Consider the following 21,709-nt stretch of genomic DNA (forward strand, 5'->3'; position numbering starts at 1 on the left):
CCGTCATGCGGGGAGGCACCTCGAAGGGGCTGTACTTCCTCGCGGACGACCTGCCCACGGACGCTGCCACGCGCGACGCCGTGTTGCTCGCCGCGATGGGGTCGCCCGATGCACGTCAGATCGACGGCATGGGGGGCGCGAACCCGCTCACGAGCAAGGTCGCCATCGTTTCGCGCGCTACGCGTGCGGACGCCAACGTCGACTATCTCTTTGCGCAAGTGGTGGTCGACGAAGCGCGGGTCGACTACGGGCAGAACTGCGGCAATCTCCTTGCGGGCGTCGGACCGTTTGCGATCGAGCGCGGACTCGTGACGGCAACGGGCGATATGACCGACGTGGGCATTCACATGGTCAACACGGGACAGGTAGCGGTCGCCACCGTGCAGACCCCGGGCGGACTGGCGAAGTACGACGGCGACGTGGCCATCGACGGCGTGCCCGGCACGGCAGCCCCCGTTCCGCTGATGTTTCGCGACACCGCCGGGTCGTCGTGCGGTGCGCTGTTTCCGACGGGCCAGCGTCAGGACGTCGTCGAAGGCGTCGCCGTCACTTGTATCGATAACGGCATGCCGCTCGTGCTGATGCGCGCTGCGGATCTGGGGTGCACAGGGGCCGAGTCCTGGCAACAACTGGAAGCGGATGCGCAGTTCCAGCCGATGCGCGAGCGCATCGAAGCGATTCGTCTTGCTGTTGGCCCGCGCATGAATCTCGGCGACGTGCGTTCGCGCACGGTGCCGAAGATGTGTCTCGTCGCGACTCCCCGGGCGGGTGGAGCGCTTGCGACGCGTTGCTTCATTCCACATCGCTGCCACTCGTCCATCGGTGTGCTGGCGGCCGTGAGCGTGGCGACGGCGGCGGCGTTGCCGGGCACTGTCTGTCACGAGATGGCCGTGGTGCCCGATGGCGATGCGCCGCTCGTGTCCATCGAGCATCCGACGGGTGAATTCACTGTGCGCCTGACACTCGGTCTCGATGCCGAAGGGCAGACCGACGTGACGGGGGCAGGCCTGCTACGGACGGCGCGTTGGCTGTTCGACGGCGACGTGTGCATCCCCACGCGCGTGTGGGCACAAGGGGAGGCGTCATGAGCCAGGCACGTCCTCCGTTGTTGTTGCTCCCCGGCCTGCTCTGCGATCAGGCGGCGTGGGCCGCTACTGCCGCGTTGCTGCCGGAATTCGATTGCCGCGTGCCCGCATGGGGCGCGCTCGACACCATCGGCGCGATGGCCGAGCACGTGCTGGCCACCACGCCGGAGCCGCGCTTCGCGCTAGCCGGACATTCGATGGGCGGGCGCGTCGCGCTCGAAGTCGTGCGCCGTGCGCCGCAGCGCGTGAGCCATCTCGCATTGCTCGACACCGGCTATCAGGCGTTGCCCGACGGTGAAGCCGCCGAGAAGGAGCGCAGCGGTCGCGCTGCGTTGCTCGCCCATGCGCGTGAAGCGGGCATGCGCGCGATGGGGCAGGTCTGGGCAACGGGCATGGTGCATCCCGACCAGATCGGCGCGCCGCTGTTCGACGCCATTCTCGACATGATCGAGCGCAGCAACCCCGATCAGTTCGCAGCGCAGATCCATGCGCTGCTGGGCCGTCCGGAGGCCACCGCGCAACTGAGCGACGTGCATTGCCCGACGCTTGTGTTGTGTGGACGACAAGACACGTGGAGCCCGCTCGCGCGTCACGAAATCATGGCCGGGCTGATCCCGGGCGCGGTGCTGAACGTGGCGGAGCACAGCGGCCATATGAGTCCGATGGAACGTCCTGAAGCCGTAGCCGCCGCCATGCGCGCGTGGTTGTCGTTGCCGTCGACCGAAGGGGTCACGTCATGACGCAGAACACGCAAACCACGCCAACACCCGACGCCGTCGACCAGCAAACGCTCGACGCGTTGCTCGCCAAGCAAGCGTGTCACGACCTCGTGATGCGCTTTGTCATGTGCAACGACCGTCGCGATCCGCAGGGACTGGCGGCATTGTTCGCGGAGAAGGGCGTGCTGGTGCGCCCGAACGGCGAGACGCTCGTCGGTCCGGCGGCGATTGCGGCGGCGTACGCCGAGCGTCCGGCAGATCGGTTGACGCGGCGTCTCGTCGGCAATGTGCTGATCGAGGTGACGTCTGCAACGGGCGCGATGGGCAGCAGCACCGTGCTGCTCTGGAGCGGGTCGGCGCAGGACGTGCCGGGACCGTTCGGACGTCCGGCACAGGGGCGTCAGGTGATGGGTGAATTCGAGGACACGTTCGTGCGCACGGCGCAGGGATGGCGCATCGCCCGGCGCGAAGCGCGTTTCACTTTCGTACGCGAGGCACAAAGCACGACGTGAAGCATGGCGTGAGGCAAAAACAGCACCTCACGCCGCGCCATAAAACAACGGGGACCGAGGCCGGAGTGCTGCACAGGAGGCGGCAGCGGTGACCCGAAAGCGCAAGCGAGGCAGTACCGGAGGCGGCCGCAGTGCCGTCCCGACAAAGGCCGGAGCGTCGACGCCGTCGATGCGCCGGAGATTGAGGTTTGGAGTAGCTGTGTATTCAAAAACAAGGGGACAGAAGTGAAAGTGAAACACGCATTGGCCGCTGGCCTGCTGCTGGGTGCAGGCCTGGCGCACGCGCAAAGCAACGTGACGCTGTACGGGATCATCGATACCGGCATCGCCTATTACAACAATGCTGCCAATGGCGGCAGCTTCGTCGGCGAACCGACCCTCACGGGCAAGGTGCCGTCGCGCTTCGGTTTCAAGGGTGTCGAAGACCTGGGCGGCGGTCTCAAGGCCGTCTTCACGTTGGAAAACGGCTTTCAGCCGGGCACCGGCGGTCTGAACTACGGCGGACGTCTGTTCGGTCGTCAGGCCAATGTGGGTCTGTCGAGTTCGTGGGGCACCGTGCTCATCGGCCGTCAGAACAACATGACGTTCTACGTGACGGGCAATGCGGACGTGATGGGACCGTCGATCTTCTCGCTTGCCAGTATCGACCCGTACATCGCCAACGCACGCAGCGACAGCGCCATCGGGTACATGGGCAAGTTCTCCGGCGTGACCGTCGGCGCGACGTACAGCTTCGGGCGCGATGCATCGTCCGCGGGCGGACCATCGGCCACGAACTGCGCGGGTAACGTCGCGGGCAACTATCAAGCTTGTAAGCAATTCACGGGCCTGCTCGGTTACGACTACGAGAACTTCGGCATTTCGGCGTCTTACGACCAGATGCGCGGCAACACCGGCGCCGCCGCACCGCTGACCAGCTCGAACTACACCGATTCGCACTCGGTCATCAACGCGTACTACAAGTGGTCGACGGGGCGCGTGGGTGGTGGCTGGATTCACCGCAACGTGAGCGCCGACGCCGCATCGCTGCGCTCGGACATCTACTTCATCGGCTTCACCTACCTGCCGACGATCACCTGGGCGTTCGACGCACAGGCCATCCGTTACCAGTTGAAGAGTAAGGCTAACGCTACGATGCTCATCGGCCGCGCCACGTACTCGCTCTCCAAGCGTACGTCGCTGTATGGCATGGCGGGCTGGGTGGCGAACAGCCAGAACGGTGCCGTGGCGATTGCTGCAGGCGGGTCGGTGGTCACCGGTGGCAACCAGTTCGGTACGATGCTGGGCATTCAGCACACGTTCTAACGCCTGAGTGGCTTTCGTAAGCGCGGCACCGCGTAGCGAGCACGTGTGGGGCGTCCGGGGGGGCGAATCGCACGTGACGCGGTGCCGCGTCACTCCCTGTTGCGCGGCGGCGTCGTGGTGGCGTGCCGCGCATATCCAGCGAGTGATCCGGCAGACGTCGTGCGGCGTGACCGTGTGCAGCCGAACATTCCTCGAGCGGCACCATTGCGCATGATTTTCCTGCCCGGCCCGGGCTATGATGCCAGGCAGGCATTGGCGAGCGAGAAGCCAATCCCGGGCCGAGATTTTTTCCTGATGAATTGCGCCGTATGACCCAACCGATGGCACCCTCCGCGACGCTGGCCGAAGGCCTTGGCGTGCGCGCGCGCCGTATTGCCGTGCCATCCATTCTGCTGGGCACCTTTCTCGGCAATCTCGATGCGTCGATCGCCAATGTGGCATTGCCGACCATCGCGCGCGATCTTGTCGCCGATCCCGCCTCGACGGTGTGGGTCGTCAACGCTTACCAACTCATTTTTGCGATGGCCGTGCTGCCGCTGGCAGCGCTGGGCGAAAAGCTCGGCTATCGGCGTGTGTTCCTGTTCGGCGTGGCTGGCTTCACGCTGGCGTCGCTTGGCTGTGCGCTCGCGCCCTCGCTTTCGTGGCTCGTCGCGGCGCGTGTGGCGCAGGGGCTCTGCGGTGCGTGTATGTCGACCATCGTCCCCGCCTTGCTGCGTATGGTGTTTCCGCCGCACATGGGCGGCCGCGCGATCTCGCTACTGGCGCTGACCGTCGCACTGTCGACGGCGGCCGGGCCGAGCGTGGCAGCGGTCATTCTCACCCTGGGCGACTGGCGCTGGCTGTTCGCCATCAATCTGCCCATCGGGCTGGTCGCGCTGGGCGCGTCGTACCGGTTCCTGCCCCGCACGCCGGGGGCCGAGCGTCGCATCGACGTGCCCGGCGCGTTGCTCAACGCCGCGACGCTCGCGCTCATCATCATCGGACTCGGTCATGTGGGTGAGGCGGGGCACCACGGTGTCGCCGCGTTGCAGATCGTGTTGGGGCTGGGCGTGGCGACGGTGCTTGTGCGGCATCAGCGCAGTCGTCGGACACCCCTGCTGCCGCTCGATCTCATGCGGGTGCCGGTGCTGGCGTTGTCGTCGCTGACATCCGTCGCCTGTTATATGGCCCAGACGCTGGCGTACGTCGGCATGCCGTTTCTGTTGCAGCACACGTTCGCGCGCAGTGAGGCGGCGACCGGCTTGTTGATTACGCCGTGGCCGCTGGTGATCGTGTTCATCGCGCCGCTCGCGGGTCGGCTGTCGGATCGCTTCGACAGCGCGCGCCTGAGTGCGCTGGGACTGGGGGTGTTCGCGGTGGGGCTGGCGTCGCTGGCGTGGCTGCCTGCGCACGCCAGCGACTGGGGCATCGCCTGGCGCATGGTGATCTGCGGGGTGGGCTTCGGCTTCTTCCAGACGCCCAACAACCGCATCATCATGATGGGCGCGCCGCGCGAGCGCAGCGGCGCGGCGAGCGGTTTGATGACGATTGCCCGGACTGTCGGGATGACGCTCGGGGCGGCCGTGGTGGCGCTGCTGTTCGACCTCTATGGCGAGCGCGGTGCGCACGCGGCGATGGTGAGCGCGACGATACTCGCGGCACTGGGCGGTGGCGTCAGCCTGCTGCGGGTGCGGGCGAAGGCGCGCGCGGGCTGACCGTGCGGCGCATGGCGAGATAAGGCAGGCTGAGCCGATTTGTCAAAGTGGGCGTCGCACGCTAGCATCTTGCCTTGCTGAGACCCCGTCGCGTTTGCGACGACGGTCATGTTCACGTATCTCCTCGCAAGTATCCGCTATCTTCGTGTCTTCTTCTCACGTTCTGAGCCGGCGACGCCGGGCGCAACGCGCTCGTAGCGAGCACGGCACGCGCGGTCCGGTCTGGCTGTTCGATCTGGACAACACGCTGCATCGCGCGTCTCACGCGATCTTTCCGCGCATCAACCGCGCGATGACCGCCTATATCGTCGAGAAGCTGGGCGTGCCGCACGACGAAGCAAACCTCTTGCGCTCGACGTACACCGAGCGCTATGGCGCCGTGCTGCTCGGGCTGATCCGGCATCACGCCATCGACCCGCACGAATTTCTCGCGCAGGTCCACGACCTGCCGCCGCTGGCCGAGGTGCTGAGCGCCGAGCGCGGCATCGCGCGTCTGGTGGCGGGGCTGCCGGGTCGCAAGATATTGCTGACCAACGCGCCGACGCATTACGCCATGCCGATCGTCGAGGCGTTGGGAATCGGCCGTCATTTCGAGCGGTTCGTGAGCATCGAAGACATGGCGGACCGGCGCGGGTGGCGCGCCAAACCCGACCCGACGATGCTGCGCCGTCTGCTCGTGCGCGAGGGGCTCGCGCCCGCGAACACATGGCTTGTCGAGGATACGCGCTCGCACCTGAAGCACCTGCGGCATTTCGGCATCAAGACGGTCTGGATCACGGGGCATCTGCCGGTGAGAAACAGTCTTGGCAAGGTCATGGCGCGAAGTGGCCGCCCACACTTCGTAGATATCAAAGTACAATCTCTGCGCGAGTTAAGGGCGTACCTGGCGACCGGGGCAGGTGCCAGGCATGTGAGGGGCAAGTGACGGGCCGGTGAGGGCTCAGTCAGGTTCCCCCGCGAGCCCCTGACCGCGCGACGATTACATAATCCCAACTGATAACGACCAGACGATGCAGCAGGAAAACTCTTCGAACGGCGCCGGTTTCGGCACCGCCGACGCGCTGGAGGCCATGCCCACGCCCGCGCCGGTGAAGACCACCCGTCCCAAACCGGGCGAGCGCCGCGTGCAGGTGTTGCAGACCCTCGCGGCCATGCTTGAGACGCCCAAGGGCGAGAAGATCACCACGGCCGCCCTCGCGGCGCGCCTCGATGTCTCCGAAGCGGCGCTCTATCGCCACTTCGCGAGCAAGGCCCAGATGTTCGAAGGCCTGATCGAATTCATCGAGCAGACCATCTTCGGCCTGATCAACCAGATTTCCGCACAGGATCAGGACGGCGTGACGCAAGCGCGCGCCATCGTGCTGATGCTGCTCGGTTTCGCCGAGAAGAACCCCGGCATGACGCGTGTGCTGACCGGTGAAGCACTGGTTGGCGAACACGAACGTCTGCAAGAGCGCATGAACCAGTTGCTCGACCGCATCGAAGCGTCGCTGCGTCAGGTGCTGCGTCTGGCGGCGGCGCAAGGCACGCTGCCCGAGACGTTCGACGCGAACTCGCGCGCCAACCTGCTCGTCTCGTACGTGCTCGGCCGCTGGCATCGTTTCGCCAAGAGCGGCTTCAAGCGCTCGCCGGCCGAAGGCGCCGAGCCGCAAGTGGCCGCATTGCTGCGCTGATACCGGCGGCAGTGGCTCGTCTGCGCCGAGTGCGCAGATTACGTTATACTTTTGCAACGCGTGACAGGGCTGACGACACATCGTCCGGCTTTGTCGCGATGACTGGCGCGCCGATTTGGTGACTCGCTTGCGGGCGCGCGAATGACTCTGACGGAGGATCTCCGTCGTGAGACGTTCAATAAAAATGCGGCTAAAGAGGTCGTTCGCGCACCCCGCCGTTTTTCCGTCGACCCCTTTTCCCGCACAGAACGCTTCAGGCCATCGTCCGTCGATCCATATTGACGAAGACGCTGAGCCAGGCATGTTTCGGACAGGGATTTATGGAATCTTCAATCGGAATCGTCACGCCGCAGCGGATGCATTTCGCTGAGCCGTTGGCACTGCAAAACGGCAGTACTCTCGCGGGCTACGACCTGATGGTCGAGACCTATGGCGAGCTCAATGCCGATCGCAGCAATGCCGTGCTGGTGTGTCACGCGCTCAACGCGTCGCATCACGTGGCAGGCATTGCCGCCGACAACCCCAAGGACATCGGCTGGTGGGACAACATGGTCGGTCCGGGCAAGCCGCTCGATACCAATCGTTTCTTCGTCATCGGTGTGAACAATCTCGGCTCGTGCTTCGGCTCGACAGGGCCGATGAGCCTCGACGAAGCCACCGGCACGCCGTACGGCGCACGCTTCCCTGTCGTGACGGTCGAAGACTGGGTCAATGCACAGGCCCGCGTGGCCGACGCCTTCGGCATCCGCAAGTTCGCCGCCGTGATGGGCGGCAGTCTGGGCGGCATGCAGGCGCTGGCGTGGAGCATCATGTACCCCGATCGCGTGGGGCACTGTCTGGTGATTGCCTCCACGCCCAAGCTCTCGGCACAGAACATCGCTTTCAACGAGGTCGCACGCTCGGCCATCCTCTCCGATCCCGATTTCCACGGCGGCGACTATTACGCGCACGGTGTGGTGCCGCGTCGCGGCTTGCGCGTGGCGCGCATGATCGGGCACATCACCTATCTGTCCGACGAGGACATGGCGACCAAGTTCGGCCGCGCGCTGCGCCGCGCCGAAGCGCTGGTCGACGAGGTGAAAGACGGCAGCGGCAGCAGCAATGGCAACGGTAAGGACGACGGCTACCGCTTCAGCTTCGACGTGGAGTTCGAAGTGGAGTCGTACCTGCGGTATCAGGGCGACAAGTTCGCCGAGTACTTCGACGCCAACACCTACTTGCTGATCACGCGCGCGCTCGATTACTTCGACCCGGCGCGCACGGTCGGTGGCGATCTGGCGAAGGCGTTGTCGCACACGTCCGCCAAGTATCTGATCGTGTCCTTCGCGACCGACTGGCGTTTCGCCCCGGCGCGCTCGCGCGAGATCGTCAAGGCGTTGCTCGACACGCGTCGCACCGTGAGCTATGCCGAGATCGACGCCCCGCACGGTCACGACGCCTTCCTGCTTACCGATGCGCGCTATCACAATCTGGTGCGCGCCTACTACGAACGTATCGCTCAGGAGGTCGGCGTATGAGCCAGTCCACCGCACCGGCCAATCACGTGACCAACAGTGCGCAAGCCGCGCAACTGGCGGCGTCGCGTCATCGCATTTCAGCCTCGCTCGCGGATCGTCCCGACTTTCGTGTCATTGCGCGATGGATCGAACCGTCCTCGCAAGTGCTCGATCTCGGTTGTAGCGATGGGTCGTTGCTGCGTCTGCTGACCGACGAACTCGACGTGAGCGGCTATGGTGTCGAGATCGACGACGCGGGCGTACTTGCGTCTGCGCAGCGCGGCATCAATGTCATTCAGCAGAATATGGAAGACGGACTGAAGCTGTTCGAAGATCAGAGCTTCGATACCGTCATTCTGTCGCAGACGTTGCAGACCATTCACCGCACGGCGGACATTCTGCGTGAGACGGTGCGTGTCGGGCGCGAAGCCATCGTGTCGTTCCCGAACTTCGGTTACTGGCCGCACCGGCTGTCGGTGTTGCAGGGACGCATGCCGGTGTCGAAGAGCCTGCCGTTCCAGTGGCACAACACGCCGAACGTGCGTGTGCTGACGATCAGGGACTTCGAAGCGCTGGCGCCGGACGTCGGTGTGAAGATTCTGGATCGCGCGGTCCTGCACAATGGGCGATTGGTCTCGGTGGGCGCGAACTGGCGTGGTAGTCTTGCGGTCTATCGCGTCAAGCGTTCCTGAACCGACGGCAGCTTGCGGGGCAGCGTAGCGCCGGACCCCACACGGCAGCAGACGTCGGGGGCCGGGCGCCGTGCATCGCAGGCGGCTGGCCCCAATTGTCCTTTCCATGACCGATTCGCTGCGGCCCGACGACGGGCGCGTCTTCCACCCCACGCGGATGCTTATCTGCGTGATTCTCGGTTTTACCTCGGGCTTGCCGCTCTTCATCCTGCTCAATCTGGTGCAGGCATGGTTGCGCAGCGAGCACGTGGACCTCAAGTCGATCGGCCTGTTTGCGCTGATCCAGTTCCCCTACACGTGGAAATTTCTGTGGGCGCCGCTCATGGACCGCTTCGCGCCCAATTTTCTGGGATGGAAGCCGGGGCGGCGTCGTGGGTGGATGTTCGTCACGCAACTGCTGGTGGCGGGTGCGGTTGCGATCATGGGGACGTATTCGCCGCAGCGCGATCTGATGACGATTGCCGCGCTGGCGGCGGCGCTGGCGTTTTTCAGCGCGAGTCTGGACATTTGTCTGGATGCCTATCGACGCGAGTTGCTCTCCGATCGCGAGCAGGGCCTGGGCACGGCGATGCACGTGAATGCGTACAAGGTGGCGGGTCTGGTGCCGGGATCGCTGGCGCTGATCATGGCGGATCACTTGCCGTGGTCGCAGGTGTTCTTCGCGACGGCGGCGTTCATGCTGCCGGGCATCGTGATGACGCTGCTGGTGAAGGAGCCGGAGATTCGCGGCACGCCGCCGAAGACCTTGCGCGAGGCGGTCGTGGAGCCGTTCCACGAATTCGTGATGCGCGGCGGCTGGTCGCAGGCGTTGCTCGTGCTGGCGTTCATCTTTCTATACAAGCTGGGCGATTCGATGGCGACGTCGCTGGCCACGTCGTTCTATCTGGATCTGGGCTTCACGAAGACGCAGATCGGCGTGGTGGCGAAGGCGACGAGTTTGTGGGCGAGCGTGGCGGGCGGCATCATCGGCGGGATCTGGCTGATCAAGCTGGGCATCAACCGTGGGTTGTGGGTGTTCGGGGTGTTGCAACTGGTGTCGGTGCTGGGCTTCGCGTGGCTGGCCGAGGCCGGTGCGGTGGTCGCGGGACTGGGCGCGGTGATCGCGTTCGAGGCGTTCACGGCGGGGCTGGGAACGGCGGCGTTCACGGCTTACATTGCACGCACGACGGACCCGCGCTACACGGCGACGCAGTTCGCGCTGTTCACGAGTCTGGCGTCCGTGCCGCGCACGTTCGCGAACGCGGGGACGGGCTACATCGTGGACGGCGTCGGCTGGCTGACGTTCTTCCTGATCTGCACGGCGCTCGCGATTCCGGGCATGCTGCTCCTGCCCAAAGTCGCGCCGTGGGGCGCCGACGACGACGGTGGCGATGGCGTGCCTGCGGCGAGCAGAATGTGAGGTAGCGGGCGCTCGGCGAGCGGTGCCGAAGGCGTTCGCCGCCTTCGTGTGTGCCATGCCTGCCGTGTTGCTCGCCGCCGTTTATCGTGACGTTGCGCCCGAGTGGCGCACCGCGAGCTTCTGTCGTTTGACGACCTGAGTCGCGAAGTCCGCGTCGGGCGGAATCGGTTCCCAGAAAAAGTCGTGCTGGAAGATCGGAATGAAGTCGAATTTCCTGGACCGAAAAATGCCCCGACGGCGTTTGAACTCGCTGTAACGATCGCCTTTGAAATGTCGGTTCACCGATGTGAACGGCAAGAGACGTTCGGCGATATCCGTGAAATTCAGATCGGGGTGCGCGTTCTTGAACGCTTCGAGCGCGTCGAACTGGTCGCGGCAAATGATCTGAACGGCGGTTTCGGGAAGTTCGTAACGCTGCGCCCACATGACATGCCAGCCGGTGTGGGTTTCATTGACGAAGTCCACGAGCGCCTGACTCAGTAGGTAGGCATCGGATTCGATGTGAACGATCTTGTCCGCGCCCATAGCCGCGGCGATGGTGTGCGCGTGCAGGAAACTGCGCCACCAGCCGGGATAGCGGGTCATGCTTTGCCGTCCGAGATTCTGTTCGAAGCGAACGATGCCCACGGCGTGGTCATGTTCTCTGATATCGCGGCTCGCGGGCACCGTCGGAATAATCTCGGCGGGCGGCAGGTAGGGCGACCCGTCGTCGATCATGAGGGTCTTGTCGGCGTGGATCGGCCCGTTGCAATAGAAGTCCAGCCAACGCTGATATCGCGTTTGCCAGGCGTCGGCATCGCGGATGTAGCTCGTGCAGAATAGAAGCGTTTTCATGGTTCGCTTCGACTGCGTATTGCTCACAGCGCGTGATCGTAGTCGACCGTCAGCGGCGCATGATCGCTGAACTTGATGTCGCGGAACACCGAGGTCGTCTTCGCCTTGCCCGCGATGCCCGGTGTGGCGATCTGATAGTCGATGCGCCAGCCGACGTTCTTCGCATAGGCCTGCCCGCGATTGCTCCACCACGTGTACTGCTCCGCACGCTGATCCAGCGTGCGGAAAACGTCCACGTAGCCGTGGTCGTCGAACAACTGCGTGAGCCACGCGCGCTCTTCCGGCAGGAAGCCCGAGTTCTTCAGGTTGCCCTTCCAGTTCTTGATGTCGATTTCCTTATGCGCGATGTTCACGTCGCCGCACAGCACGACTTCGCGTCCCTCGGCCTTGAGCGCCAGCAAGTGCGGCATGAAGTCGGCCATGAAGCGGAACTTGGCCGCCTGACGCTCCTCGCCGCTCGACCCCGACGGGATGTACACCGAGATCACCGACAGATTGCCGTACCGTACCTCGACATAACGACCCTCGGCGTCGAACTCCGAGTTGTTCCAGCCGATGACGATGTCGTCGGGCTCGCGTCGCACGTACACGCCGGCGCCGCTGTAACCCTTCTTCTGCGCATAGTGAAAGTAGCCCTGATAGTCGTGCGGCTTGAGGAAGTCCGGCGTCATGTCAGGCAATTGGGCCTTGATTTCCTGAACGCAGAGGATGTCGGCGTCCTGATTGCCGAACCACTCGAAAAAGCCCTTCTTGGAGGCGGATCGCACGCCGTTCAGATTCGCGGTAATGATGCGCATGAGTCTCGATGTATCGCGCCGCGCTCGCGTCCATGGAACGCGATGCAACGGCAAAGGGGGAAAATTTGTCAGCGGCAAGGATACCGCAATCGCCCATTTCCGTCGGACGACGCTCACGCGTGCACGGGCGGACGCGCCAGGCCTCGGATCGTGCGCTAAACCCCCCGGTTACTTGCGTCGCGCGCCGCCTGCGATCGCCGCCTTCGCGTCGCCGTCGCCGCCCGGCCCGAGGATGTCGCGCGCCAACGCGAGCCAGCGTCGTGCCGCATGCGACAGATACGAGTCGCGTCGCCACGCCATCGCCAGATCCCACGGAATTTCCGGGTCGCGGATGTCGGTTATCACGAAACGCTTCGGATCCAGGCGCGCGCAGAACGGCTCCGGCAGCAACGCAATGCCCACGCCGTTGTCCACCATCGACGCGATGAAATCCCATTGACTTGAGCGCCCCGCGATCTTCGGTGTGAAGCCCGCGCGTCGACACGCGGCGATTACCAGCTCCGACAACGCAAACCCTTCGCCATAGAAGACGAAGGGCTCGTCGCGCAGTTCGCCGAGGCCGACGGAGGCGCGCCCCTCCCAGCGCGACTCCCGGGGCGCGATCAGGCGCAACTGGTAATGACAGACGGGCAGCACATCCAGCACGCTCGGGTCGATGGGCAACAGCACCGCCCCCAGCTCGATCTCGCCCGCCAGCAAGGCCTGCTCGATCGCCCGCGAGCCGGTCTCGAACAGCTTCATTTCGATATCCGGATAGTGCTGATGGAACGCACCGATCACCGGGATGAAGAGGTCGCCGCCCAACGGCGGGATGCCGATCGACAACTCGCCGCGCGAGACCGTCTCCAGATCGGCCAGCTCCTGTTGCAAACGGGCATGGGCGGCGAGCACGTCCTGGCCGCGCTCGAAGACGACGCGGCCCGCATCGGTCAGTTGGAGCCGTCGACCCATGCCGCGCTCCTCGCGCAACATGAGCGGGGTGCCCAGTTCGTCTTCGAGCGCCTTGACCATTTTGCTCACCGTCGGCTGGGTGACAAACAACGCTTCGGCCGCCGCCGTGAAGCTCTGCTGTCGCACAACCTCCACAAATCCTCGCAATGCGCGCAGTTCCATTTTGGTTCTCTCATCTGCACCGCAATGGTGCAATTCGACGGAAAGCCCCGTCCCGTAAGGCGACCGTATGCACGATTAGGGTTAATACTTAAATTATTCCAATTTGGAATCGATTTGATACGGCTAATTCATTATATTTATGTTGCGCTGCTTCCTATACTCCATTCCATATTCAGGAAAACCCTTAGGGAGTCAGCCATGACCAAGATGATCGCTAACCGTCTGTACAGCCGTAGCAAGGGCGTTGTCGGTGTACTTTGGCAAATCGCGCTCCTGACGGGTATCTATCTGGCAGCCGATGCTGCATCGCGTCATTTTCATCTGCCCCTGCCGGGCGGCGTGTTGGGCTTGCTCGTCGTCGTCGCGCTGCTCATGAGCGGCGTGCTGAAGACGGAGAAGATCAAGCGTGGCGCAGACTGGTTTCTGGCCGAGATGATCCTCTTCTTCGTGCCGCTGGTCGCCGCCGTCATGCAATACACCGACCTGCTGCGTCAGGAAGGCCTGCAACTGCTGGCCGTGATCGGTGTCGGCACGACGCTCGTGATGGTCTCGACCGCGTTGGCCGTCGACTTCGCCTGCCGCGCCGAGCGCCGTCTGAAGCTGGCATTTGCCCGCATTCCGGCCCGCCGCGCGCATGCGCACGATGGTCGCTGATGTATTGCGCACCGGACGCCGTTCGCACCGCCATTCAAGCTGATCGCATTCGCAGGGAATTGTCATGAATCATACGGCGCTCCTGCTGCTCGTTCTCACCGTCTTCTTCTATTACGTGTCGAAGCGTCTTTATGCGCGCTTTGGCAAGGTGTGGCTCGGTCCGGCGATCCTCGCGCCGATCCTCGTCATCGGCGTGATGATCGGCGGCGATATTTCGTATTCGACGTACATCGCCGATTCTCGCTGGCTCGTATGGCTGCTGGGGCCGACCACCATCGCGTTTGCAGTGCCGATTTACGAGCATCGCGACATCATTCGCCGCCATGCCTTTGCGCTGACGTTCGGCGTACTGGTCGCCATGGTCGTGGCCGTCGGTAGTTCGTATGTCCTCGCGCGATTGTTCGAATTGCCGCCGGAGATGGCGCGCAGCCTGCTTGCGCGTTCGATTTCGACGCCGTTCGCGCTCGTCGTGTCGGATCAGGTGGGCGGTTCGCGCGATCTGGTCGGCCTCTTCGTCATCATCACCGGACTGATCGGTATGTTGCTCGGCGAGGCGTTGCTGTCGTGGCTGCCGCTGCGTACCCGTATGGCGCGCGGTGCCCCGTTCGGCGCAGGCGCCCACGGCTTCGGCACGGCCAAGGCCCGCCAGATCGGTGGCGAAGAGGGTGTCGTCGCCAGCCTCGTCATGATGATCAACGGTGTGCTCATGGTACTTGCCGCCCCGCTCATCGCCCATCTTCCCGTCTGATAAAAATAACCCTTCGGACGTCGCTCCCGACGTAACTTCGCGCATCAGTTTTGTTACAATGCCGGGGTCTTGAGGAGCGTTGCGACAGCCGAAGTGCTGCCAGGCTCAAGATCCTTCCTATTGGCCCCGCCGGCCGCCGGACGACCTCCGGATCGTTGGCGCGTGGGCCCCAAGAACGGCGCTCACGTCCCAACTATCTAGACTTTAGAGAAAGGAGGCGTGATGAACGCCGTAGTCGATTCGAAATTCTCCGATTTCCACGTTGCCGATATCAATCTGGCGGCATGGGGCCGTAAAGAGCTGACCATTGCCGAGAGCGAAATGCCCGGTCTGGTCGCTACGCGTGCCGAATTCAAGGCCAGCCAGCCGCTCAAGGGCGCGCGCATTGCCGGCTCGCTGCACATGACCATCCAGACGGGCGTGCTCATCGAGACGCTGACCGCGCTGGGCGCCGAAGTCCGCTGGGCTTCGTGCAACATCTTCTCGACGCAGGACCACGCCGCCGCCGCCATCGCTGCCGCAGGCATCCCGGTCTTCGCGTTCAAGGGCGAATCGCTCGACGAGTACTGGGAATACAGTCACCGCATCTTCGAATGGCCGAACGGCGAGTTCGCCAACATGATTCTCGACGACGGCGGCGACGCCACCCTGCTGCTGATTCTGGGCAGCAAGGCCGAGAAGGATCTGTCGGTCGTAGCCAACCCGACCAACGAAGAAGAAGTCGCGCTGTACGCCGCCATCAAGCGTCACATCGAGATCGATCCGCAGTGGTACAGCAAGCGCCTCTCGCAGATCAAGGGTGTGACCGAAGAGACGACCACCGGCGTGCATCGCCTGTACCAGATGGAAAAGGACGGCACGCTGCCGTTCCCGGCCATCAACGTGAACGACTCGGTCACCAAGTCGAAGTTCGACAACCTGTACGGCTGCCGTGAGTCGCTGGTCGACGGTATCAAGCGCGCCGCCGACGTGATGATCGCGGGCAAGATCGCCCTCGTGGCCGGTTACGGCGACGTGGGCAAGGGCTGCGCGCAAAGCCTGCGCGGTCTTGGCGCGACGGTGTGGGTGACGGAAATCGATCCGATCTGCGCACTGCAAGCGGCGATGGAAGGCTACCGTGTCGTGACGATGGAATACGCCGCCGACAAGGCCGACATCTTCGTGACGGCAACGGGCAACTTCCACGTGATCGATCACGACCACATGGCTGCGATGAAGCATCAGGCCATCGTCTGCAACATCGGTCACTTCGACTCGGAAATCAACGTGGCGTCGACCCGCAAGTACGAGTGGGAAAACATCAAGCCGCAAGTCGATCACATCATCTTCCCGGACGGCAAGCGCATCATCCTGCTGGCCGAAGGTCGCCTCGTGAACCTGGGTTGCGCCACGGGCCACCCGTCGTTCGTGATGAGCAACTCGTTCACGAACCAGACGCTCGCCCAGATCGAATTGTTCGTGCATGGCGCCAAGTACAAGAACAGCGTGTACGTGCTGCCGAAGCATCTGGACGAGAAGGTCGCGCGCCTGCACCTGGGCCGCATCGGTGCCGAACTGACCGTGCTGAGCGACGATCAGGCGAAGTACATCAGCGTCGACAAGAACGGTCCGTTCAAGCCGTCGCACTACCGTTATTGATCGGTTGACGTCGCCGCGCCGCGCGTCGGCACGTCGCATGGAGGAATGCGACGTACCGACCCGGCGCGGTAACGCGTGGTGAAGCCACGGCGGTGCGATGGCGTCAGTTGCCGTTGTGTCCGTCGGGGCTTGCTGGACTCGAATTTCCCACCGCCGGTGCGGGCATGACTGCCCCGCGTCGGCAAGTTTTACGGAGCTTGCCATGCGTCTGCTGCTGATTTGGCTCATCAATGCCATCGCGCTTCTGGTTTTGCCGTACATCGTGTCGGGCGTTCAGCTCAAGGGCATCGGCACGGCGCTGATCGTCGCGGTCGTGCTTGGCCTGATCAACGCGTTCCTGCGTCCGCTGCTCGTCGTGCTCACCCTGCCGGTCACGGTGGTGACGCTGGGCCTGTTCATCTTCGTCATCAACGCATTGTTGTTCTGGCTCGCGTCGCATGTCGTCAAGGGCTTCGAAGTCTCCGGCTTCTGGGCGGCGCTCTTCGGCTCGCTGCTGTACAGCCTGATTTCGTGGATTCTCTCGGCGTTGGTGTTCGGCGACCGCGTGTCCAACGTGTAAGCGTTTACGGCTCGCCGTCGACGGTTCTTTGCAGGAAATAGGTAGTCATGTCGCAAGCTCTTCGTGCCGATCAGGCCCTCGTCTCCCGAGGGCTGGCGGCGTCGCGCACTGTCGCTCAACGTCTGATCGATGCCGGACGCGTGTATTACACCGGCACCGAGACGGCGCTCAAGAAAGCCAGCCAGCCGGTGGCGAGCGACGAGGAACTGGAAGTGCGTGCGGCGGCCGACGGATTGCCGGACGAGGACCGCTACGTGTCGCGCGGCGGCCTCAAGCTGGCTGGCGCGTTGACCACGACAGGACTCGACGTGACGGGCCGCGTGGTGCTCGACGTCGGCCTGTCGACCGGTGGCTTTGCGGACTGCCTGTTGCAGGCGGGCGCGGCGCAGATCGTCGGCGTCGACGTAGGGCGCGGACAACTGCATCCGCGTTTGATGGGCGAGCCTCGGCTCGCGTCGCTCGAAGGGATCAATGCGCGGCACTTGTCGCGTGAGATGCTCGATGAGCGTTTGACGGTAGTCATAACGGATGGCGGACCGAATGCTGTCCCCGAGGCAGGTTTCGATCTGATCGTGGGCGACGTGTCGTTCATCTCGCTCACGCTGGTGTTGCCCGCTGTGGCGCCGTTGCTTGCGCCGGGTGGCGACCTGCTGATGTTGGTGAAGCCGCAATTCGAAGTGGGACGGGAGCACATCGCACGCGGTGGCCTCGTGAAAGACACCGCGCAGTATGCGCAAGTGGAGACAAAAATCCGCACCGCCTGTGAAGCGCTCGGACTGACGGTGGCCGCATGGCTCGACAGTCCCATCGCCGGCGGCGACGGCAACCGGGAGTTCTTCGTGCACGCCAGATGTGCAACATGAACAGCTCCCCCGATAACAAGACGATCATGACGCAACCTTCCTTCAGTTTCGAATTCTTCCCGCCCAAGACTGCCGACGGCGCGGAGAAGCTGCGCGCGACGCGTGCGCAACTGTTCCCGCTTGGCCCGAAGTTCGTCTCCGTGACGTTCGGCGCGGGCGGATCGACGCAGCAGGGCACGCTCGACACCGTCATCGAAATCCAGCGCGAAGGCGTGGACGCCGCACCGCACTTGTCGTGCGTCGGCTCGACCCGAGAGAATATCCGCGACATTCTCACGACCTACCGCGATCACGGCATCCGTCACATCGTGGCGCTGCGTGGCGACCTGCCGTCGGGCATGGGCGAGATCGGCGAGTTTCGCTACGCGTGCGAACTGGTCGAGTTCATTCGCGCCGAGACGGGCGACTGGTTCCACATCGAAGTCGCGGCTTACCCCGAATACCATCCGCAGGCGAAATCGCCGCGTCACGATCTCGAACACTTCGCCAACAAGGTGAAGGCGGGCGCGAACGCGGCCATCACCCAGTACTTCTTCAATGCGGACGCCTACTTCCGCTTTGTCGACGACGTCGCCCGCCTCGGCGTGGACGTGCCGATCGTGCCGGGCATCATGCCGATCACGAACTACTCGCAGATGATGCGGTTCTCGGAAATGTGCGGCGCCGAAGTGCCGCGCTGGATCGCCAAGCGTCTGGAAGGCTTCGGCGACGACCGCGAAGCCATCCGCTCCTTCGGACTCGACGTGGTGTCGGCACTGTGTGAGCGTTTGCTCAAGGAAGGCGCGCCGGGCCTGCACTTCTACACGCTCAATGCGGCGGCAGCGACCAAGGCCATGTGGCAGCGCCTCGGCCTGTAAGGACGAACGGCACGGGGGGGCACGGGCAGGAATGGACTAAGGCGCGCGCAATCTTTTCTGCCCGATGACCGCTCGGGAAGTCAATCCTAATCAATATTGGGTGATTTCCTAATCAAAAACGCCGCAAATGGGCGGTTTAGTAGGGATTTGGCTTGTTGTTACGTAGGTGAAGGTTAAGTAATATCCCTCGTGGGCTCGGCGGCCGATCGTCGCCGGGCGTCAACTCAAAATACGAGGAGCCTATGAAACAGACTCACACCCTGCGTTTGCTGTTGGCTGCAACCGTGCTCGCCGGAGCGGCAGTGATCCCGCCCGCGGCAGCCGTCGAGCTCCCGAACAAGACCCTCGTCTACTGCTCCGAGGGCAGCCCTGCCGGTTTCGATCCGGGGCAACTGACCACCGGCACCGACTTCGATCCCGCCGACGCCATTTACAACCGCCTCGTCGCCTTCGTGCCGGGCGAGACGGGCACGATGCCGTCGCTGGCCGAGAAGTGGGACATTTCGCCGGACAACAAGATCTACACCTTCCACCTGCGCAAGGGTGTGAAGTTCCACACCACCGAATACTTCAAGCCCACGCGCGACTTCAACGCCGAAGACGTGAAGTTCACGTTCGAGCGCATGGGCGATCGCGAGATGCCGTTCCGCAAGGCCTATCCGGCGGAATTCCCGTACTACGTGGACATGGGCCTGCAGGCCGACATCGAGCGCATCGAGGTCGTCGATCCGTACACCGTGCGCTTCGTGCTCAAGAAGGTCGATGCGCCGTTCATCCAGAATCTGGCCATGTCGTTCGCGTCGATCCTCTCGAAGGAATACGCAGACAAGCTGTTGGCAGCGAATAACCCGCGCGATATCGCACTCAAGCCGGTCGGCACCGGCCCGTTCATCTTCCGCAGCTACACGAAGGACGCCACGCTGCGTATGGACGGCAACAAGGAGTATTGGAATACGAACCTGCCGCCGAAGGTGGGCAAGCTGGTGTTCGCCATCACGACGGACGCCAACGTGCGTATCCAGAAGCTCAAGCGCAACGAATGCCAGGTGGTGACGTATCCGCGCCCGGCGGACGTCGATGCGCTCAAGGCCGACATTCAGGCACAGGGCAAGGCGTCGAAGATCAAGATGCCGGATCAGGTGGGCTTCAACCTCGGCTACGTGGCGTACAACGTCAAGAAGGCGCCGCTCGATCGCGTGGAAGTGCGTCAGGCGCTCGACATGGCCATCAACAAGCCGGCGATCCTCCAGTCCGTGTACGGTTCGGCAGGACAGTTGTCGAACGGCGCGCCGATGCCGCCGACGCAATGGTCCTACGACAAGAACATCAAGTCGGCCAGCTACGATCCCGAGAAGGCCAGGGCACTGCTCGACAAGGCGGGCGTGAAGGGTATCGAGATCACGCTGTGGGCTATGCCGGTGCAACGTCCGTACAACCCGAACGGCAAGCTGATGGCCGAGATGATTCAGGCCGACTGGGCCAAGATCGGCGTGAAGGCGAACATCGTCACGTACGAATGGGGTGAGTACATCAAGCGCGCCAAGGCGGGTGAACACGACGCCATGCTGATTGGCTGGACCGGCGACAACGGCGATCCGGACAACTGGCTCGGCGTGCTGCTCGGCTGCGACTCCATGAACGGCAACAACTTCTCGAAGTGGTGCTACAAGCCGTTCGACGATCTCATCAAGCAGGCGCGTCAGACGACCGACGTCAAGGAGCGCACCAGGCTCTACACGCAGGCGCAGGACATCTTCGCGCAGCAACTGCCGTTCTCGCCTATCGCGCACTCGACGCAGTACAAGCCGATGGCCACGAACGTGAAGGGCTTCAAGCTCAGCCCGTTCAGCCGTAACAGCTTCGCGGGCGTGTCGCTCGACTAAGCCAGATAACGTTTTAGCGATAAGAAGAAAGCCGACTGGCCCGGCCGCCGCGCCCGGGCCAGTTCGCAGCACCCGGACGGAAAATCGTCCACGACTGACAGATTCACTAACGCGGCATGGCGCCACTTGTCCCTGCGCCGGGGACTGGCGGCGCGCGACGCCCCCACGGAACATTCCTATGCTGAGATTCGTCCTGAGACGACTAGGCATGGTGATCCCGACGTTCATCGGCATCACCGTCCTCGCGTTCGCGCTCATTCACCTCATTCCCGGCGATCCGATCGAAGTGCTGGTAGGCGAGCGCAATCTCGACCCCGTCATGCACGCCGAAGCGATGAAGCGGCTCGGACTCGACCAGCCGCTCACCACGCAGTATTTCGTCTATCTGAAACATGCCGCACAAGGCGACCTCGGCCGCTCCATCGTTACCAACGAAGGCGTGCTGCACGAGTTCTTCGCCCGCTTCCCTGCCACGCTGGAACTCGCCCTCTGCGCAATGATTTTCGCGCTCGTCGTCGGTTTGCCAGCAGGCGTCGCCGCTTCGCTGCGGCGGGGGAAGATGCTCGACCACACCACCATGGGCGCTGCGCTGACCGGCTACTCCATGCCGATCTTCTGGTGGGGGCTGCTGCTCATCATGCTGTTCTCCGTCGATCTGCAATGGACACCCGTGTCGGGGCGCATCGGCGTGGAATACGACGTGCCGGGCGTGACCGGCTTCATGCTCATCGACACCTTGCTCTCGGGAGACGAAGGCGCGTTTGCGTCGGCGGTTAGCCACCTGATTCTGCCCACCATCGTGCTCGGCACCGTGCCGCTCGCGGTGATTGCCCGCATGACGCGCTCTGCGATGCTCGAAGTGCTGCGTGAGGACTACATCCGCACGGCGCGCGCGAAGGGGTTGTCGCCGTGGCGCGTAATCGTCGTGCACGCGCTGCGCAATGCGCTGATTCCCGTCATCACGGTGATCGGTCTGCAAGTCGGCACGCTGCTCGCGGGGGCAGTGCTGACCGAGAACGTCTTCTCGTGGCCCGGCATCGGCAAATGGCTGATCGATGCGATTCTCCGACGCGACTATCCGGTGGTGCAAGGCGGCATTCTGCTCATCGCGACGGGCGTGATTCTGGTCAACCTGCTGGTCGACGTGCTTTACGGCGTCGTCAACCCGCGCATCCGGCACTGAAGGAG

21 protein-coding genes and 1 riboswitch are annotated in these 21,709 nt (G+C 63.6%); of the genes, 18 read left to right on the plus strand and 3 right to left on the minus strand.

Going from position 1 to position 21,709, the window contains the following annotated elements; genetic code table 11:
• The first annotated feature begins 5 nt into the window (after nt 1-5).
• From MB84_RS01120 to MB84_RS01165, 10 genes are all read left to right on the plus strand, one after another.
• Nucleotides 6-1,088, plus strand: coding sequence for a 4-oxalomesaconate tautomerase (locus MB84_RS01120; protein ID WP_046293281.1), 1,083 nt, complete (start codon nt 6-8; stop codon nt 1,086-1,088).
• A complete protein-coding gene (locus tag MB84_RS01125; protein WP_046290424.1) occupies nt 1,085-1,825 on the plus strand; it encodes an alpha/beta fold hydrolase in 741 nt (246 codons plus the stop codon). The genes MB84_RS01120 and MB84_RS01125 overlap by 4 nt, the downstream gene beginning before the upstream one ends.
• Nucleotides 1,822-2,316, plus strand: a complete 495-nt coding sequence (locus tag MB84_RS01130) for a nuclear transport factor 2 family protein (protein ID WP_046290425.1) — start codon at nt 1,822-1,824, stop codon at nt 2,314-2,316. The genes MB84_RS01125 and MB84_RS01130 overlap by 4 nt, the downstream gene beginning before the upstream one ends.
• A 225-nt stretch (nt 2,317-2,541) precedes the next feature.
• A complete protein-coding gene (locus tag MB84_RS01135; protein ID WP_425415881.1) occupies nt 2,542-3,621 on the plus strand; it encodes a porin in 1,080 nt (359 codons plus the stop codon).
• Nucleotides 3,622-3,929: 308 nt separating this feature from the next.
• Nucleotides 3,930-5,315: an MFS transporter gene (locus MB84_RS01140; protein WP_052652841.1), complete on the plus strand. Its 1,386-nt coding sequence runs from the start codon at nt 3,930-3,932 to the stop codon at nt 5,313-5,315.
• A 145-nt stretch (nt 5,316-5,460) separates the two neighbouring features.
• The gene (locus MB84_RS01145) at nt 5,461-6,240 is read left to right on the plus strand and encodes an HAD-IA family hydrolase (RefSeq protein ID WP_084009549.1); all 780 of its coding nucleotides are present in this window, start codon (nt 5,461-5,463) and stop codon (nt 6,238-6,240) included.
• A gap of 85 nt (nt 6,241-6,325) precedes the next feature.
• Complete coding sequence (gene slmA / locus MB84_RS01150) at nt 6,326-6,988, plus strand: nucleoid occlusion factor SlmA (RefSeq protein WP_052652843.1); 663 nt, start codon at nt 6,326-6,328, stop codon at nt 6,986-6,988.
• A gap of 320 nt (nt 6,989-7,308) precedes the next feature.
• Nucleotides 7,309-8,505 (plus strand): homoserine O-succinyltransferase MetX, encoded by a 1,197-nt coding sequence (gene metX / locus MB84_RS01155; RefSeq protein ID WP_046290426.1) that lies wholly within the window; start codon nt 7,309-7,311, stop codon nt 8,503-8,505.
• Nucleotides 8,502-9,176: a methionine biosynthesis protein MetW gene (gene metW / locus MB84_RS01160; RefSeq protein ID WP_245725458.1), complete on the plus strand. Its 675-nt coding sequence runs from the start codon at nt 8,502-8,504 to the stop codon at nt 9,174-9,176. The genes metX and metW overlap by 4 nt, the downstream gene beginning before the upstream one ends.
• Before the next feature lie 106 nt (nt 9,177-9,282).
• Entirely contained in the window at nt 9,283-10,575 is a 1,293-nt protein-coding gene (locus MB84_RS01165; RefSeq protein ID WP_046290427.1) for an AmpG family muropeptide MFS transporter, read from the plus strand.
• Between the two features lie 81 nt (nt 10,576-10,656).
• Here the strand turns inward: MB84_RS01165 and MB84_RS01170 are convergent, their stop codons facing one another.
• The 3 genes from MB84_RS01170 to MB84_RS01180 all read right to left on the minus strand — a co-directional run bounded on the left by MB84_RS01170 (nt 10,657) and on the right by MB84_RS01180 (nt 13,319).
• Nucleotides 10,657-11,409 (minus strand): hypothetical protein, encoded by a 753-nt coding sequence (locus tag MB84_RS01170; RefSeq protein ID WP_046290428.1) that lies wholly within the window; start codon nt 11,407-11,409, stop codon nt 10,657-10,659.
• A 23-nt stretch (nt 11,410-11,432) separates the two neighbouring features.
• Nucleotides 11,433-12,206, minus strand: a complete 774-nt coding sequence (locus MB84_RS01175) for an exodeoxyribonuclease III (RefSeq protein WP_046290429.1) — start codon at nt 12,204-12,206, stop codon at nt 11,433-11,435.
• Between the two features lie 168 nt (nt 12,207-12,374).
• Nucleotides 12,375-13,319, minus strand: a complete 945-nt coding sequence (locus tag MB84_RS01180; protein WP_046290430.1) for a LysR family transcriptional regulator — start codon at nt 13,317-13,319, stop codon at nt 12,375-12,377.
• 198 nt (nt 13,320-13,517) lie between these two features.
• Between MB84_RS01180 and MB84_RS01185 the strand changes: the two genes are divergently transcribed.
• From MB84_RS01185 to MB84_RS01220, 8 genes are all read left to right on the plus strand, one after another.
• Nucleotides 13,518-13,973, plus strand: coding sequence for a CidA/LrgA family protein (locus MB84_RS01185; protein ID WP_046290431.1), 456 nt, complete (start codon nt 13,518-13,520; stop codon nt 13,971-13,973).
• A gap of 64 nt (nt 13,974-14,037) precedes the next feature.
• On the plus strand, nt 14,038-14,721 hold the full coding sequence (locus MB84_RS01190; RefSeq protein ID WP_046290432.1) for an LrgB family protein: 684 nt from the start codon (nt 14,038-14,040) through the stop codon (nt 14,719-14,721).
• A gap of 65 nt (nt 14,722-14,786) precedes the next feature.
• A riboswitch (S-adenosyl-L-homocysteine riboswitch) is annotated at nt 14,787-14,912 on the plus strand.
• Nucleotides 14,913-14,943: 31 nt separating this feature from the next.
• On the plus strand, nt 14,944-16,359 hold the full coding sequence (gene ahcY / locus MB84_RS01195) for an adenosylhomocysteinase (protein ID WP_046290433.1): 1,416 nt from the start codon (nt 14,944-14,946) through the stop codon (nt 16,357-16,359).
• 202 nt (nt 16,360-16,561) lie between these two features.
• A complete protein-coding gene (locus MB84_RS01200) occupies nt 16,562-16,918 on the plus strand; it encodes a phage holin family protein (protein WP_039394882.1) in 357 nt (118 codons plus the stop codon).
• A gap of 47 nt (nt 16,919-16,965) precedes the next feature.
• Entirely contained in the window at nt 16,966-17,781 is an 816-nt protein-coding gene (locus tag MB84_RS01205) for a TlyA family RNA methyltransferase (protein WP_046290434.1), read from the plus strand.
• A 26-nt stretch (nt 17,782-17,807) separates the two neighbouring features.
• Nucleotides 17,808-18,638, plus strand: coding sequence for a methylenetetrahydrofolate reductase [NAD(P)H] (metF, locus tag MB84_RS01210; protein ID WP_046293287.1), 831 nt, complete (start codon nt 17,808-17,810; stop codon nt 18,636-18,638).
• Nucleotides 18,639-18,880: 242 nt separating this feature from the next.
• Nucleotides 18,881-20,521 (plus strand): ABC transporter substrate-binding protein, encoded by a 1,641-nt coding sequence (locus MB84_RS01215; RefSeq protein WP_046290435.1) that lies wholly within the window; start codon nt 18,881-18,883, stop codon nt 20,519-20,521.
• Nucleotides 20,522-20,699: 178 nt separating this feature from the next.
• Nucleotides 20,700-21,704, plus strand: coding sequence for an ABC transporter permease subunit (locus MB84_RS01220; protein WP_046290436.1), 1,005 nt, complete (start codon nt 20,700-20,702; stop codon nt 21,702-21,704).
• The last annotated feature ends 5 nt before the right edge of the window (nt 21,705-21,709 follow it).

Source organism: Pandoraea oxalativorans, from assembly GCF_000972785.3.
Taxonomy (GTDB): domain Bacteria; phylum Pseudomonadota; class Gammaproteobacteria; order Burkholderiales; family Burkholderiaceae; genus Pandoraea; species Pandoraea oxalativorans.

Coding starts and splice junctions, on each gene's coding strand:
- MB84_RS01120 (WP_046293281.1), top strand. CDS start 6: ATGCGGGGAGGCACCTCGAAGGGGCTGTACTTCCTCGCGGACGACCTG.
- MB84_RS01125 (WP_046290424.1), top strand. CDS start 1,085: ATGAGCCAGGCACGTCCTCCGTTGTTGTTGCTCCCCGGCCTGCTCTGC.
- MB84_RS01130 (WP_046290425.1), top strand. CDS start 1,822: ATGACGCAGAACACGCAAACCACGCCAACACCCGACGCCGTCGACCAG.
- MB84_RS01140 (WP_052652841.1), top strand. CDS start 3,930: ATGACCCAACCGATGGCACCCTCCGCGACGCTGGCCGAAGGCCTTGGC.
- slmA (WP_052652843.1), top strand. CDS start 6,326: ATGCAGCAGGAAAACTCTTCGAACGGCGCCGGTTTCGGCACCGCCGAC.
- metX (WP_046290426.1), top strand. CDS start 7,309: ATGGAATCTTCAATCGGAATCGTCACGCCGCAGCGGATGCATTTCGCT.
- metW (WP_245725458.1), top strand. CDS start 8,502: ATGAGCCAGTCCACCGCACCGGCCAATCACGTGACCAACAGTGCGCAA.
- MB84_RS01165 (WP_046290427.1), top strand. CDS start 9,283: ATGACCGATTCGCTGCGGCCCGACGACGGGCGCGTCTTCCACCCCACG.
- MB84_RS01170 (WP_046290428.1), bottom strand. CDS start 11,409: ATGAAAACGCTTCTATTCTGCACGAGCTACATCCGCGATGCCGACGCC.
- MB84_RS01175 (WP_046290429.1), bottom strand. CDS start 12,206: ATGCGCATCATTACCGCGAATCTGAACGGCGTGCGATCCGCCTCCAAG.
- MB84_RS01180 (WP_046290430.1), bottom strand. CDS start 13,319: ATGGAACTGCGCGCATTGCGAGGATTTGTGGAGGTTGTGCGACAGCAG.
- MB84_RS01185 (WP_046290431.1), top strand. CDS start 13,518: ATGACCAAGATGATCGCTAACCGTCTGTACAGCCGTAGCAAGGGCGTT.
- MB84_RS01190 (WP_046290432.1), top strand. CDS start 14,038: ATGAATCATACGGCGCTCCTGCTGCTCGTTCTCACCGTCTTCTTCTAT.
- ahcY (WP_046290433.1), top strand. CDS start 14,944: ATGAACGCCGTAGTCGATTCGAAATTCTCCGATTTCCACGTTGCCGAT.
- MB84_RS01200 (WP_039394882.1), top strand. CDS start 16,562: ATGCGTCTGCTGCTGATTTGGCTCATCAATGCCATCGCGCTTCTGGTT.
- MB84_RS01205 (WP_046290434.1), top strand. CDS start 16,966: ATGTCGCAAGCTCTTCGTGCCGATCAGGCCCTCGTCTCCCGAGGGCTG.
- metF (WP_046293287.1), top strand. CDS start 17,808: ATGACGCAACCTTCCTTCAGTTTCGAATTCTTCCCGCCCAAGACTGCC.
- MB84_RS01215 (WP_046290435.1), top strand. CDS start 18,881: ATGAAACAGACTCACACCCTGCGTTTGCTGTTGGCTGCAACCGTGCTC.
- MB84_RS01220 (WP_046290436.1), top strand. CDS start 20,700: ATGCTGAGATTCGTCCTGAGACGACTAGGCATGGTGATCCCGACGTTC.